The sequence below is a fragment of the Mesorhizobium sp. CA6 genome, from assembly GCF_020165035.1.
Classification (GTDB): Bacteria; Pseudomonadota; Alphaproteobacteria; order Rhizobiales; family Rhizobiaceae; genus Mesorhizobium.
This window is the reverse complement of sequence record NZ_JAIUHI010000004.1, coordinates 105,011-119,113: the sequence shown is the minus strand read 5'-3', so window position 1 is coordinate 119,113 and position 14,103 is coordinate 105,011. Positions and strand designations below refer to the sequence as shown.

The window sequence follows — 14,103 nt, the reverse complement described above, 5'->3', positions numbered from 1 at the left end:
GGCCGAGCCCATCGTGAGGACGTCTCCAACCATCCAAGCCGATCATAACGGACGCCGGCCGGCGACGTTGTGGCAAGCGTACTCGAGCGAGAATGGTGGCGGCGCTGGCCGGAAGGGCGCGACGATGCGAAATGCTCGAAGCCATGAGGGGCACATGACAGCCCGGCTCGCTTCACATGCCCAATGTCTGCCCCGCGTCCAGGTGCAGGAACGCCGCCGACGAATTGCTGCGAATGGCGTCTTCAAATGCCTCTGTCGCCTTGCCATGCGTGACGTCGACCAGAAGCGATGCCGCCTTCTCGACCTCATCGGCAGCGCGTTCAATACGGTCAAGACGCTTCGCCAGACGATCGTGCAGCATTTCCAGCCGCGCTGCCCGGTGCAGATCGGAGCGCTCTTCGCGGTGGTCGAAATCGAGGGGAGCGAACATCATCGTCGTCATGGTATCGGCTCCTCAATGGGCGGTCGGCGGCGTTATCTTCAGCCGCCGCCGCTTGGCTGCCTTCGCTCTCGCCTGGCCGGCTCGGATCCGGCGGCACAGTGCAAGGCTGACCGCGAGGCCGTGCTTTTCGTCGAGCATAGCCGTGGCCTGCTTCAGGGTGCGCTCGGCTCGCTGCGCGCGTTGCCTTGCGACCGCCATTTCGAGAACGACAAGTTCAAGCATCGTCCCGTTTCCTTGCGGGCTGAGGTCCCTTCACGGAATCAACAAGCGAGCCCGGCATTTGTTCCTGTGGCAGCCAGGTCGCGCGTCGAGCCCCTCGATCGCCTCGCTCATCCTCACCGCGCTGGCGCTTGCGACCGTCCTGGCGGCCGGCGGCGCCGAGTGCCGTGCCGCCGGCCGCGACGACCGGAATCTACAGTTCACGAGTCATGCGATGACGCCGAAGCAGCGCGAGGGTTCGACGCCTTGCCCATAAGCTGGCGGGCATAATTGCAAGCCCTCATTTGGAACGCTTCGTGCAACAAACGGACCATCAATGCTCTCCCTCGTCGGCTAGGTATTCCCTCACATTTCCGAAGTCGCGGTAAATCCCGCCGTCGGGATGCTTTTTCTCGTGCCACGAGATCGACCAATAACCAGTGTCTTCAAGATCTTCCATAGCGCGGATCCGATCGGCATCGGCCGGAAATTGCTGCTTGAGGAGTGAGTTGACTGCGTCCACCCCGCCCAGACGATAGGCTTCCAGGCAAATGTCGTGAAACATTGTCTATCCCCCGAAAAGACTCGCATGAGCAGAATTGCGCAACTGGAGGCTGCAACGCAAGCGGGCTCTCTCGTCGGCACCTATCGCCTGCCCAACGAATGGCAATACGCGCGCCTTGGCCGTCTGCGGGGCGAGAAACGGCATGCCGCAGTGCTGGCCTTGGGCTGCGGGATCACCGTCCGCCAGTTCGCCAAGCTGCCCCTGGATAGGCAGCAGGCGGTTCGCAGGCAGGCGGCATAGGCCGCAACCTTTGGCCTGAGAGCTTTTCCTAATTCTCCGCGTGGCTGAAGACGACAGCGCCGTTGTCCTTGCGAACTTCGACCGACACTACTCCATCGTCACCCTTTCGAGTCGGGAACATGGTGATTGCGTGATCCTTCGCCATTTTCTCAGCGTCAAAGGTCACCTTGTCGATAATGCCCCGTACTCCATACCAGATGACAGTGTAGGCCATTTGTTGCTCCCACGCTTTACGCAGGCATAGCACCAGCGTCCCGTGGGACCTACATCGGGCCACAGCGAGGCGCCAAGACGCGATCGGCGCTTCGGCGGTGCCAAGAGAGCGGCGACGAGGAATGCGCGCTGATGGCTGGTAGAAGGGCGGCCCGGCAGCCAACGTATCTTCGGGGGAGTGGTAAGCCGCCGGGCCTAGGGGACACCTAGGACGGGGAGCACCCGTCCCAGAAGCTCCAGCATGATCCCGACGGCGGCGGGCGGGAAGAATAAGAAAGCAGCCGGCCGAACTTTCAACGGTCGCCTTTATGACGAGATGCCCGTTCCATCGACGCCTTGAGAATGTGATTCCCGATCTTGGTTGCCAGCCCAATAGCCTTCGGCTCGGGGTTCGATATGGCCAGAAACAAAGAGAACATTGGGGCGCCCCGGTCGTTGCGGAAGGCAAGACTTTCGGGAAGAGGTCCGCCAGTCGCTTCCCGACAAACTGTTCTATGGCCGCGACGTCGGCGCTTCGTTGGTGAATCTCGTCGATCTGTCCTAATAAGTCGGTGCGTTGCTCGCGACTATCCCAAGCCTTTTCCCATTCGTCCGTCCCGAGCATCCGAGTGATCAAATCGGATGAGGGCCGAATCGTCTACCCGGCGACTCGACCCTCATAGCCCCCAGCACTGTTCCAAGGAGTCCCAGGCCAGCAAGCTAGCGGTGAGGATATGAACTCCGTCGCTAGGGCGATCGCGGGAAGCCCGTCGCCTACCCTCATTAGCTGCGATGGGCTTTTCTTTGGGTAGGCTGAGAATTCAGTGCCTGCGGGCCAGCGTCTGTTCCTCTTCCTGCTGATCCAGCGCCCCTAGCAATTCAGTAAAGGACTTCGGCAGCGTCAGTTCAACGCCCAAGTCCAGCTGCTTGCGCAACCTCCGACGGAAACCTTCTGAAGTGGCCAGCTGCCGAAAGATTTGGGGAGATTCGTTGAGCGTAGACATTGAGCAGTGGCATCCCTTGGGGGCCGGCCCTCAAGGGCGGAACTCACCCGGGAGGGAATCGTTCCCCGATCGAATTGCCCTGCTATCAATCGAGCAGCATGCCTTCCTTGCGTGCCGCCGTCTCGAATGCGGCGCGCACATCATCCGGGGTCAGATCGAGGCAAGCCTGCAACGCCCTATTCCAGTGGCGGCCACGCTCGGGCCACTCAAGCAGGTTCTCGGCGGCTGCCTGGACGTTGTTGACCTCATAGCGGACGCCCGTTTGGCGGGTCTTCACCGAGACCGGCGGCGAGAACCATAGCGCGCCATGCGTGCGCATCTATTCGTGCATGTCGAAGGCGACGAACCGGCCAAGCAATATCGCCTCGTACATGATGCATTCGGTGAGTTGGCAATCGGTCTCGGTGAGATTGGGACCCTGTTCGCGGACGGCAGCGATGGTTTCTTTGATCGAAACCGTTTCGCCAAACGCATCGGGCACCCAACTGTTCGTTCAAGGATAGCCAAGTCATCAACACGATATTGAGGGAGGCATTCGCGGCGACGGGCGTCCGGCGGGATAGGCAGCCGATCATGTTGCTGGCCTTTTCCGCGAACCAGCAGTTCTCCGGCGCGCCAGTCGATATCGTCGAGTAGGATCGCCATGACCTCGAGCGCGCGCAAGCCAAGGCGGGCCATCAGCAGCATGGCGTAGTCGCGTGCATCGCGCCGCGAATTGCGAGGCCACGACTGCCTCCACCTCGTCAGGCAACAGATGACGAGGAAGTCTTGGGCCCCAGGGTTTAATGCACCCGAGGGACGCAAAGCGACAGGTGCGTAGTCGTAAGGCCCTGGGGGAACAGATATTGAAAGAAGCTGCGCAAATGCGTGGCTGGTGTCTTGTCGCGGAACGGTCGCTTGCGCGTCAGAAGGTGCTCCATGAATGCCACGACATCTCGCGCGCCAGAGCGGGCAGATCGAGCATATGGTCGCCGAAGCGATGATCGAGAAAGCATCCGCGAACCGGAGCACGTGATAGACCATGCGCGGGCTGAGGCTGCGCTGTCGCAGAAGGTAGGTTTCGAAGTTGCTCGGCAGCTCAGCGCGCTCTGCCTGCGCAGCGACCCGACCCTCACAGCCCGCAGCACCGTCGAGGGGGGTCTCCCAGTGCTGTCGAACTGGGGGTGAGGATAGCGGCATTGATGGGAAACGCGTTTAGGAGCGCTGCATGGACAAGCTTTTTAGCGGTGCTCGCCCGACCATGGTCGGCTTGAACGTCCACCAGCCCAACTCCACCCTACAAACCCGAGTGCCTACCGTTGCGGCAAGACCCCCGGGAAAGCAATGAAAATCTGCGTGGAAAGAAAGAGGGCCGAATCGTCTACCCCGACGACCCGCAAGGGCCCAGCGGACAATGACAACGCCGCAGCCAGCCGCTAACCTTCCAGACGATCACGGTCGCTTCGCCCGCTTGCTCGAGGCCGAGGGCATTGCGCCGTCGGCTTTGACGCCGGACCTTGCTGTCGAGTTGGGACGCCGATTGCCGCCCACGCGAAGCAGGTAGCGATAATTCGTAGGGGTGTCAGGTTTGTAAGTCCTGGAAGAAAGACTTTCCTCGAACGACGTGAAGTGGGGATCGAGGCAGGTAGTCTGGTTTGATATATCCGTCTCTTGTGCTCCATGTTGTTGGAGCGACAATCTTCACGTCAAATCCATATCTGTTTTCCAGCCTAGCGGCAGTTTTCGACCCTAGCACAGACGTTCGCCATCGAGTTCCAGATATCCTGATAGCAGTCATTCGACTCGATAACGGAAAGCGCTACGTCTGCGACGCCATGTTTGCCATTGTTGCATTGCCTACTGCGCGCGGGGCGCTCGCGCACCCTATCTGTCGTTCTGATTATCGTCCTATGAACCGGCGTTTGGCATCTTCCGTTGCCGGCATGAAGAGCGATACCGCACTTCCTTCCGGGTCGCGGAACTGGAATGTCTTGTTGCCCCAAGGCATGGTCTTGAGTTCATGCACAAGGGGAACGCTATCCTTGAGGCGCGCGTATTCGGCATCAACGTCATCGACCTGAAACTCGAGAAAAACAGTGCGGTTATCTCCTGGCTGGGCGCTGTTTTCCTGCCAGAGCGATACAGTCTCCACCGAGCCGATCGCAAGGACTGCGCCAGGGGTGACGAGTTCGGCAAAGACCGGCGCCAGCCAGTTTGCCGTGACCCCGGTGACCATTTCGTAGAAGGCGACCATCTGTTTGATGTCGCCGGCGATGATGCGAGCGGATGCGAATTTCATGAAAAACTCCTGGATGGCGATGCCTTTGCCGCATCTTCACAGGCTTGTCTCACATCGCTGTTGCCAGCATTATGGCAGCAGGAGTCAGCATATGCGCAGAGCCGACCGTCTTTTTCAGCTCATCCAGATCCTGCGGCGCAGCAGCCGGCCGGTGACGGCCGCTGCTATCTCGCAGGAACTGGAGGTTTCGAAGCGCACGGTCTACCGCGACATCGCGGACCTCATGGGCCAGCGGGTGCCGATTACCGGTGAGGCCGGCTTCGGCTATATTCTCCATCCTGGGTTCGACATGCCGCCCCTCATGTTCACGCCAGACGAGATTGAAGCCATCCTTCTGGGCGCCAAATGGGTTTCCTCTCATTCGGATGCGCTCATCGCCACTGCTGCTAGCGATGTCGTTAGCAAAATCGCTGCCGTCGTTCCCGATGCACTGCGGCCGTTCATCGCCGAACCAAGCATGACCATACGGCCGGTGCAATCGCCGCCGAACGAGACCATCAATATTGCGCCTATCCGCCAGGCAATTTGCGACGGACGAAAGCTGCGTCTTCGCTATCGCTCGAAAGCCGATGAGACGACAACGCGCACTGTGTGGCCGGTCATTCTCGGTTATTCCGAGACCAGCCGATTGCTGGTGGCCTGGTGTGAACTGCGGCAGGACCTTCGGCACTTCCGCACCGATCGCATTGTGGCGGTGGAGGTTTCAGAAGAGGCCATTTCCCTACGCGATGGTGAGTTGCGTCGGCGCTGGCAGACATTGCGAGAGAAACAACTTCCTGTCCGCTAACACGTTTGGTGATAGCCCTAGTCCGCTTCCTAGGTCGCTTGCCTGTAACCAGACCTTCGCAAAACATCCATACTCGCCCCCCTCGAACCGCTCTGATTATGCCTAACTGTCGCATCGCTGAACGCTAGCTCAACAGTGGCCAAAATCAGGCATGCAGCATAATCCGACTTACGGCATAATGCCCCTTATGCCGATATCGGCATAATGGCCATGGACGAAACATCCCAAGCGCCTTGACCGGGAGTTAGGCCGCAAGCGCTTTGGCGATGAGGGCCCTGGAAGAGCTGGTGGCGGAACTTGGCGCGGCCTTTCTGTGCGCCGATCTCCAGCTTACCCCCAAGACGCGCGATGATCATGCAGCTTATGTCGCAAGCTGGCTGAAGGTCTTGAAGGACGACACGCGGGCGATATTCACCGCTGCATCACATGCCGGTCGCGCGGTGGCGTTTCTGCATGCACAGGCGAAGGCTAAGGGCTTGGCTGCGTAATGTCTGGTCTGCCGGGCAACGGCGCGACGGGGTCTGCTCAATCCGGCCGCGCTGCGCTGCTCTGGACCGGGTGGGCGCCATGCCAAGGTGGGTTATCAGTTGTGTCGGTGATCTCCGAAGTTTGTTACTCGACGGCCTGAGACCTGGAACAGGTAGCTTTCGCAAGGCTCCGCCGACCTCAGCTCTTCCACCAGGGGCGCAGCAACAAGTGCAGGTCTTGCTTTCCTTCAGTCCGGTTCGAGATATTTGACGTCGGGGCCGCGGCGTAGCGCAAGCGCCGCTAAGTTCGCTGATCCTTTCCCCCTTCATGCCTTTCCGCATTGAACGCCTGCTTCCCCTTCGCAACCCAGAGGTCGCGCGCTTGCTCGCCTTCATGGCTCTGCAGCTTCTCGGCAATCCAGAGCAGCGCGCCGTACATCGTGGCGCGATCGTCATTGGTGAGCTTGACAATGCCTGCTTTGACGACGAGCCCACCAAGTTCGATGAGCAGCCGTGTGCGCTTGCGACGCTCGACCTGCCAGGTGCGCATATCATTGCGAGCCTGTGCCGCTTGCCGGCGATTGTGGGCTGACCGGTTGCGCTGGAGCGCCGCGTGGGTTGCGCTGAGATGCCGAAGCAGTTCGCCGGGACCGGCTCTCGAAAAACATCACCCCACGCTTGACCCATGCCTCGCGCTTTGAGGTGTCTTTCGTCTCGGCAATTGCGACTAGTGCGCCGGCCAGTTCGTCGGTGCTGAGTTGATCGGCGCCGGTGGCGATCACCAGTTCGCCAAGTTGCTGTACCTTTCGTATTTTGAGCTCGCGCGCCTTTTCTTCCAGCGCCTTCAGTTCGGCGTCGAAGTCTCGCTGTTTGCGCATGGCTGTCTCCGTCGGTTGTCGATCGGAGGATGATAGGGGAGCGCCTGCCGGAAGGCTTCAGGGTTGCCGAGACAGCCCGGGACGGGCTGGTCGCTCCCGAGAATTTTTCGAGGGAGGGCGCGCTTATACGTCGTGCCGACGTACGCTTAGACGTGCAAATGGTCTGGTCGCGATGGCGATCTATCATCTTCACGTCAAGGTCATTGGCCGCAAGGCTGGGAGCAGCGCTGTCGCGTCGGCCGCCTACCGCTCGGCTTCGCGTCTGCGTGACGAGCGGATCGAGCGCAGCCATGATTTTTCGGCCAAACGGGGTGTTGTTCATTCCGAGGTGATGTTGCCGGAGGATGCACCGGAGGCTTGGCGCGACCGCGAACGGCTGTGGAACGATGTCGAGGCGTTCGAGGTCCGCAAGGACGCGCAGCTTGCGCGCGAAGTGGAGTTCGCCCTGCCGCGTGAATTGAGCCAGGCGCAAGGCATCGAATTGGCGCGCGACTTCGTTCAGGCTGAGTTTGTCAGCAAGGGCATGATCGCCGATCTCAACGTGCATTGGGACAGGGCAGAGGATGGCAGTCCCAAACCTCATGCCCATGTCATGCTCACCATGCGGTCGGTCGACGAGAACGGTTTTGGGCCAAAGGTGCGCGACTGGAATCAAACCGAGTTGGTCGAGCGCTGGCGCGAGCGATGGGCTGAGCTTGCCAACGAGCGCCTGGCCGAACTCGACATCGACGCCCGCATCGATCATCGCAGCCTGGAAGCGCAGGGCATTGCCCTGGAGCCGCAAACCCAGATCGGAGCACCAGCCCAACGCATTGAGGGTAGCAGCCTTGACGCTGCCGGCATTGAAGCAGATCGCGCCGAACTGCACCGCGAGATCGCGCGCAACAATGGCGCGCGCATCATCGCCGATCCAACCGTGGCGCTCGACGCCATCACGCACCAGCAATCGACCTTTACCCGAAAGGACATTGCGAAGTTCGCGCATCGCCACAGCGACGGGATAGAGCAGTTTAACGCGGTGAGGGGAGCCATCAGCGGAGCGCCCGACCTGGTTGAACTAGGCAAGGACGGACGCGGCGAAGATCGCTTCACCACAAGGCAGATGATCGAGACGGAACAGCGCCTGCATCGTGCGGCGGACCGCCTGGCTGCAGAGGGACGGCATGCGGGGAGTCAGACACATCGCGAGGCAGCTCTGGCGCATGCCAAGCATCGCGGCCTTGCTCTGTCAGACGAGCAGACCGGTGCACTAGATCACATCACGGATGCCCGCGGTCTTGGTGTCGTTGTCGGTTTTGCTGGAACGGGAAAGAGCGCCATGTTGGGAGTCGCGCGCCAGGTCTGGGCAGCAGCAGGCTTCGAGGTTCGAGGCGCGGCACTCTCCGGCATTGCGGCCGAGAATCTCGAAAGCGGATCAGGAATTGCTTCGCGCACCATCGCCAGCATGGAACATAACTGGGGCCAGGGCCGCGACCTACTCACTGCCAGCCATGTCCTGGTGATCGACGAAGCCGGCATGGTCGGCACGCGCCAGTTGGAGCGCGTGCTCTCCCATGCGGCAGACGTTGGTGCAAAGGTCGTGCTGGTTGGCGATCCGCAGCAGTTGCAGGCGATCGAAGCCGGCGCTGCGTTCCGTTCGCTTCACGAGCGGCACCGTGGCGTCGAGATCGGCCAGGTGCGGCGCCAGCGCGAGGACTGGCAGCGCGACGCCACGCGCGATCTGGCAACCGGCAAGGTCAGCGATGCGATCAGCGCCTACGACGAAAAAGGCATGGTGCACCAGGCTGCGTCGCGCGACGAGGCGCTCAGTGATCTGGTCGAACGCTGGGATCGCGACAGGCAGGCAGACCCAGAGGCAAGCCGCATCATCCTCACTCACACAAACGACGAAGTGCGCGCACTCAACCAGGCAGCACGCGAGCGCATGCGCGCTGCCGGAGATCTCGAGGACGATGTTCAGGTGGAAGTGGAACGCGGTGCAAGGAAGTTCGCAGGCGGCGACCGAGTCATGTTCCTGCGCAACGAGCGCGGGCTCGCCGTCAAGAACGGCACGCTAGGCGTGATCGAAGAGGTCAGCGTCCATGGCATGACGGTTCAAACCGACGACGGCAGGTCGGTGCGCTTCGACCTGAAAAACTACTCACATATTGACCATGGCTATGCCGCGACCATTCATAAGGCTCAGGGCATGACAGTTGACCACGTCCATGTGCTGGCAACGCCAGGCATGGATGCGCATGGCAGCTACGTCGGCCTGTCGCGGCATCGCGATGGGATGGACATGCACTATGGCAGCGATGACTTTGCCACTCGCGAACGCCTCGTCCGCACGCTGTCACGTGTTCGCGCCAAGGACATGGCGTCGGACTACGATCAGGTCCACCCAGCGCAGACCTATGCCGAGCGGCGCGGGATCACGTTCCGACAGCGCGTGGTCGAAATCGTGCGCCGGATCGTGCCGGAGAAGTTGCGCGAAAGGATCGGCGGACTGCTCGACGGTCTGCGCTCGCCCGTAGACGCCGAGCCCGGCCAGGACCGTGGGCGCAGCCCGGAAAGAGGAGACGATGGAAGGCAACACGGCGATGCCGCCGCCGCGTCCGTAAGGGAAACTTCCGCCAGAGCGGCGCAGCCGGAAACGGATGCGCCGATGGACTCGGAAGCGTCGTTGCGCAGCGCTCGCACGAAGGCCCTCGTGCGCCACGCGCGCGCTCTCGACGCTGTTATCGGCAGCGGGAACGCGGACGGACAGGGCAGTCCCGAGCAGGTACGCGAATTGAGGGATGCCCGCAGCGCGTTCGAGAAGGTTCGGCCGCATGGCTGGCGCGATGCCGAAGCGGCCTACATCAAGAACCCTGAGCTGGTCCGTGAAGCGGCGGCCGGCCGGGTCACCCGCATTGTCCTTGCTCTCCAGCTTGAAACCGAAATCCGAACCGGACTGGATATCGATCCGGTCCGCCGCGCAGACCGTTTCGTGGAACGCTGGCAGAAGCTCCACCGGACAAGCCAGGACCAATACCAGGCCGGCGATATGTCCGGCTACAAGTCGACGCGCTCGGCTATGTCGGACATGGCCAAGAGCCTCGAACGCGATCCGCAACTGGAATCGCTGCTCGCCAATCATAAGAGGGCCCTTGGCATTCAGACCGAATCCGGCCGGCGCCTGGGTGTGGAACTCGCGTTCAACCACGGCATTGGCAGCGGACGCGGCATAGGAATCTAAACCCTCCGATTTGCCGCCGTTCCCACGCCCCAGATCGATGACGTGACAAATCTGATTGTGCGTAAGCTTCGGGTTGTCCTGTCTGGTTCCAACATGTGCCAAATGCTTTCAGCGAAAGGCAACGCAACCATGACTGAGCCGGATCGTATCATTCGCCTCAGGACCGTCCTCGCGCGTACCGGCCTGTCCCGATCAACAATGTACCGCAAAATCTCCGAAGGCACGTTTCCGGCTCAGATCAAGATCAGTGTAAACGGCGCTGGGTGGAGGGAATCTGATATCAATCGGTGGGTCGCTGACCCCGTCTCCTGGCACATCAGGGCGGGAGGGACGACCCGAGCTTAATGGCGGTCGAATCACACGTTGCTGCCGCCGATGAGCATTCCTTTCGACCCCAACGAGTTCAGGCGCCTCAAGCCTGACCCTGTACGTGTCGATCGGCATCAAAGCAAAGCAATCCAGCTGCTCGTCGATAAAATATCCAGAAGATCGTCGCTGCGTGGATACGTCCTTCGTTTCGTGTGTTCTGAGCATTCCTCTCCGCTCAAGCAATAATTTAGTCTGGTAAAGAAATATCAGTAGTTGCATGGCAAAATTCCCAACCGGACTGAGCTTATTTCGGAGGGGACGCGCAATGACACCTGGTGCCGATGGGCTGCCGCCCATGACGCCGACCGCCTTCATCAAGAAATGGCGGAGAGCAGAACTCGGTGAACGCCAATCCGCACAGGAGCACTTCCTCGATATCTGCGCTCTGGTTGGCCACCCATCTCCAATTCAAGAGGATCCGAACGGCGAATTCTTCGCATTCGAGAAGGGGGCTAACAAGCTTGGCGGTGGTAGAGGCTTCGCAGACGTTTGGAAGAAGGGATATTTCGCCTGGGAATACAAGCGCAAGAATGGAAACCTCGACGAGGCTCTGCTCCAGTTGATGCGATACGCGCCGGCGCTTTCAAGTCCACCTCTCCACATCGTCTGTGACATCGCGCGCCTCCGCATCCACACCGCTTGGACCAACACGGTTCCGTACACCTACGAGATAGCACTCGATGACCTTGCCGAGCCTACCGCGCGCGAGATGCTGCGCAACGTCTTCTTCAACCCGGAGAAGCTCCGGCCCAGCAGGACACGAGCCGCCGTCACTAAGGAAGCGGCGGATAAGTTCTCAACAATCGCCCTGCGCCTTCAGGGGCGCGGCACCCCGGAGGAGATCGCCCATTTCGTAAACCAACTCGTGTTTTGTTTCTTCGCTCAGAGCGTGAGTCTTCTGCCGGACGGATTGTTCACAAAGCTCCTGAGGAAAGCCGCTCGCGCACCCGACCGCGCGATGGGTTACCTCAGCAAACTATTCGAGGCGATGGAGCGCGGAGGTGAGTTCGACCTCACCGACATCGCATGGTTCAATGGCGGCCTGTTTGATGGCCGACGGGCGCTGCGACTCGACGATGACGACATCGGCCTCCTTGTCGCGGCCGACAGTCTCGATTGGGGCCTCATCGACCCGACGATCTTCGGAACCCTGTTCGAGCGCTTCCTAGATCCGGAGAAGCGTTCACAGATCGGCGCGCACTATACCGATCCGGAAAAGATCATGAGACTGGTCGAACCGGTGATCCTGAGGCCGCTTCGTCAAGAATGGGGCCTGGCGCGGCTGGAGATCGTTGAACTTCTGGAAGGTCGTCGCAAGCCGCCGATGCGCAGCAAGCAAGCCCGGCGGATGACCGGTCAGGAAGCCGCGGCGGAGGTCCGCTCTCGCTTTACGGAGCGCCTGCGAACACTTCGAATCCTGGATCCCGCCTGCGGCTCCGGGAATTTCCTCTATCTCGCCCTTCAAGGCGTTAAGGATATCGAGCATCGCGTCAACCTCGATTGCGAGATGCTGGGGCTGCCGGCCCAGCTTCCGCTGGTGGGGCCGGAGATCCTTCGCGGGATCGAGATCAACACTATGGCTGCCGAGCTGGCACGCACGACTATCTGGATCGGCGACATACAATGGCAGATCAAGAACGGCATCCGTTCGAAATCGATTCCAATCCTTCGCAAGCTCGACGCGATCGAGAGACGCGATGCGCTGATCAGGGATGGTGAAGACGAAGACATGACTCGAGACGAGCAGGGAGACCTGCTAGCGACGCTTAGGACGACGTCGAGCGACGGTGAAGCAGAATGGCCGCCGGCGGAATTCATCGTCGGAAACCCGCCGTTTCTCGGCGTGCGTTTGATGCGCCAGTCCTTGGGTGATCCCAGGGTGGAGCGGTTATTCAAGGTCTACGACGGGCGCGTAGCCCGCGAAGCCGATCTTGTCTGCTACTGGGTGGAGAAGTCTCGCGCGGCTGTGGCAGCGGGGAAGACAAGCCGGGTCGGGCTTGTCACGACGAACTCTATACGCGGCGGCGCGAACCGAAAGGTGCTGGATCAGATCGCCTCAGAGAGCCGCCTGTTCGAGGCATGGAGTGACGAGCCGTGGGTCGTCGACGGCGCATCCGTACGCGTGTCGCTCTTCTGCTTTGGCGACGGCGAAGACGAACTGCGGCTCGATGGCAAGATGGTCGCCCAGATAAACTCCGATCTGACGGCTGGAACCACCGACCTGACGAAGGCCCGCCGGCTTGTTGAAAATCAAAACATTGCATTCATGGGCGACACGAAGGGTGGCGCCTTCGACGTGCCCGGCGAGCTCGCGCGGTCCTGGCTCAGAATGCCGGTGAATCCGAACGGCAGGCCGAATTCAGACGTCCTACGGCCTTGGCGCAATGGCATGGATGTGACTCGGCATCCCCGTGACATGTGGATTATAGATTTTGGCTGGGAAATGTCCGAGCACCAGGCCGCCCTCTACGAGGCGCCTTTTCAGCACATCAAGGAGCACGTCTTTCCCGAGCGTACGAAGAACAGGCGGGACGCTTACCGGGAACGTTGGTGGCGACATGTAGAGCCACGGCCAGCCCTGCACTCGGCTCTGCGTGGCCACTCACGGTATGTGGCAACACCCCGCGTTGCTAAGCATCGAACGTTCGTCTGGCTCGACCAATCGGTTTTACCCGACTCCCGGATATTCGCATTTTCCCGGTCGGATGATGTCTTCTTCGGGATTCTGCACTCGCGGTTTCACGAGGCTTGGAGCTTGGGTACATGCTCGTGGCACGGTGTCGGAAATGACCCGACATACAACAGTGCCAGCGTATTCGAGACCTTCCCATTTCCAGCTGGTCTGTCTCCGGATCTTCCCGCAATTCGCTACGAAAAGGATTCGCGCGCCCTCGCGATATCGATAGCTGCCCGTAAGCTCGTTGATTTGCGCAACGCGTGGCTCAATCCGACCGATCTTGTCGAGGTCAGGCCCGAGGTGGTTTCTGACTTCCCGGATCGGGTCCTCGCGAAGGATACAGCCGCTCAGGCAGTCCTTCGCGAACGCACTCTAACCAATCTATACAATTGGCGCCCGCAATGGCTGATTGACGCACACGCGAAACTGGATGCCGCCGTCGCTAACGCCTATAGCTGGCCCGCCGACATTTCCGATGAGGAGGCCATTGCGAAGCTCCTGGAATTGAATCTGTCACGCGAAGCTGTCGGCGCGCGAAGAATGTCCGGAAAGGCCAGGAAACCCCGCAACCCCACGCCTGAAGAGGCTCGACGCGCCCCGCAGATGAAATTGCCGATAGACGGTGGCCTCCGCGCCGCTACTACAAAGGAAAAGAGTTCCGCTAACGTGTTTGGTCCCCAGGAGGCTGGGGCCAAGCGCACACGAAAGAATGTCCGCCGCGGCGCGTGAACCACAGCCGGACTCTTAGAAGAATCGACAGAGGCCTGCTTTGATGCTCCCATAAGT

The 14,103-nt window shown here is 60.6% G+C and carries 15 protein-coding genes and 1 pseudogene; 6 read left to right on the top strand and 10 right to left on the bottom strand.

What is annotated here, in order from left to right; all coding sequences use genetic code 11:
- Positions 1–172 precede the first annotated feature (172 nt).
- From LB526_RS07345 to LB526_RS07335, 3 genes are all read right to left on the bottom strand, one after another.
- Positions 173–442 carry a hypothetical protein gene (locus tag LB526_RS07345; RefSeq protein WP_224582109.1) on the bottom strand — a complete coding sequence of 90 codons (270 nt, stop codon included), beginning with the start codon at positions 440–442 and terminating at the stop codon, positions 173–175.
- 12 nt (positions 443–454) lie between these two features.
- Positions 455–664, bottom strand: coding sequence for a hypothetical protein (locus LB526_RS07340; RefSeq protein ID WP_224582110.1), 210 nt, complete (start codon positions 662–664; stop codon positions 455–457).
- A gap of 310 nt (positions 665–974) precedes the next feature.
- Entirely contained in the window at positions 975–1,205 is a 231-nt protein-coding gene (locus tag LB526_RS07335) for a hypothetical protein (protein WP_224582111.1), read from the bottom strand.
- A 24-nt stretch (positions 1,206–1,229) separates the two neighbouring features.
- Here LB526_RS07335 and LB526_RS07330 point away from each other — a divergent pair, with 24 nt between their 5' ends.
- Positions 1,230–1,445, top strand: coding sequence for a hypothetical protein (locus LB526_RS07330; protein ID WP_224627051.1), 216 nt, complete (start codon positions 1,230–1,232; stop codon positions 1,443–1,445).
- A gap of 28 nt (positions 1,446–1,473) precedes the next feature.
- Here the strand turns inward: LB526_RS07330 and LB526_RS07325 are convergent, their stop codons facing one another.
- From LB526_RS07325 to LB526_RS07305, 5 genes are all read right to left on the bottom strand, one after another.
- Positions 1,474–1,659, bottom strand: coding sequence for a hypothetical protein (locus LB526_RS07325; RefSeq protein WP_140691926.1), 186 nt, complete (start codon positions 1,657–1,659; stop codon positions 1,474–1,476).
- Between the two features lie 799 nt (positions 1,660–2,458).
- Complete coding sequence (locus LB526_RS07320; RefSeq protein WP_140691922.1) at positions 2,459–2,641, bottom strand: hypothetical protein; 183 nt, start codon at positions 2,639–2,641, stop codon at positions 2,459–2,461.
- Between the two features lie 85 nt (positions 2,642–2,726).
- Entirely contained in the window at positions 2,727–2,960 is a 234-nt protein-coding gene (locus LB526_RS07315) for a DUF982 domain-containing protein (RefSeq protein WP_224627050.1), read from the bottom strand.
- The gene (locus LB526_RS07310) at positions 2,961–3,122 is read right to left on the bottom strand and encodes a hypothetical protein (RefSeq protein WP_224582114.1); all 162 of its coding nucleotides are present in this window, start codon (positions 3,120–3,122) and stop codon (positions 2,961–2,963) included.
- Positions 3,123–4,520: 1,398 nt separating this feature from the next.
- Positions 4,521–4,919 carry a VOC family protein gene (locus LB526_RS07305; protein WP_140691910.1) on the bottom strand — a complete coding sequence of 133 codons (399 nt, stop codon included), beginning with the start codon at positions 4,917–4,919 and terminating at the stop codon, positions 4,521–4,523.
- A 91-nt stretch (positions 4,920–5,010) separates the two neighbouring features.
- On the opposite strand from LB526_RS07305, the gene LB526_RS07300 reads away from it, so the two are divergent.
- Both LB526_RS07300 and LB526_RS07295 read left to right on the top strand, forming a co-directional pair.
- On the top strand, positions 5,011–5,706 hold the full coding sequence (locus tag LB526_RS07300) for a helix-turn-helix transcriptional regulator (protein ID WP_224627049.1): 696 nt from the start codon (positions 5,011–5,013) through the stop codon (positions 5,704–5,706).
- 211 nt (positions 5,707–5,917) lie between these two features.
- Positions 5,918–6,194: pseudogene (locus LB526_RS07295) on the top strand (zincin-like metallopeptidase domain-containing protein); the annotation flags it as partial.
- 280 nt (positions 6,195–6,474) lie between these two features.
- Here LB526_RS07295 and LB526_RS07290 read toward each other — a convergent pair.
- Both LB526_RS07290 and LB526_RS07285 read right to left on the bottom strand, forming a co-directional pair.
- Positions 6,475–6,723 (bottom strand): conjugal transfer protein TraD, encoded by a 249-nt coding sequence (locus tag LB526_RS07290; protein WP_224582116.1) that lies wholly within the window; start codon positions 6,721–6,723, stop codon positions 6,475–6,477.
- Position 6,724: 1 nt separating this feature from the next.
- The gene (locus LB526_RS07285; RefSeq protein ID WP_224582117.1) at positions 6,725–7,051 is read right to left on the bottom strand and encodes a conjugal transfer protein TraD; all 327 of its coding nucleotides are present in this window, start codon (positions 7,049–7,051) and stop codon (positions 6,725–6,727) included.
- Positions 7,052–7,223: 172 nt separating this feature from the next.
- Here LB526_RS07285 and traA point away from each other — a divergent pair, with 172 nt between their 5' ends.
- From traA to LB526_RS07270, 3 genes are all read left to right on the top strand, one after another.
- Positions 7,224–10,271 (top strand): Ti-type conjugative transfer relaxase TraA, encoded by a 3,048-nt coding sequence (gene traA / locus LB526_RS07280; RefSeq protein ID WP_224627048.1) that lies wholly within the window; start codon positions 7,224–7,226, stop codon positions 10,269–10,271.
- A gap of 129 nt (positions 10,272–10,400) precedes the next feature.
- Positions 10,401–10,616, top strand: a complete 216-nt coding sequence (locus LB526_RS07275; RefSeq protein ID WP_224627047.1) for a helix-turn-helix transcriptional regulator — start codon at positions 10,401–10,403, stop codon at positions 10,614–10,616.
- 289 nt (positions 10,617–10,905) lie between these two features.
- Positions 10,906–14,046: a class I SAM-dependent DNA methyltransferase gene (locus LB526_RS07270; protein WP_224627046.1), complete on the top strand. Its 3,141-nt coding sequence runs from the start codon at positions 10,906–10,908 to the stop codon at positions 14,044–14,046.
- The last annotated feature ends 57 nt before the right edge of the window (positions 14,047–14,103 follow it).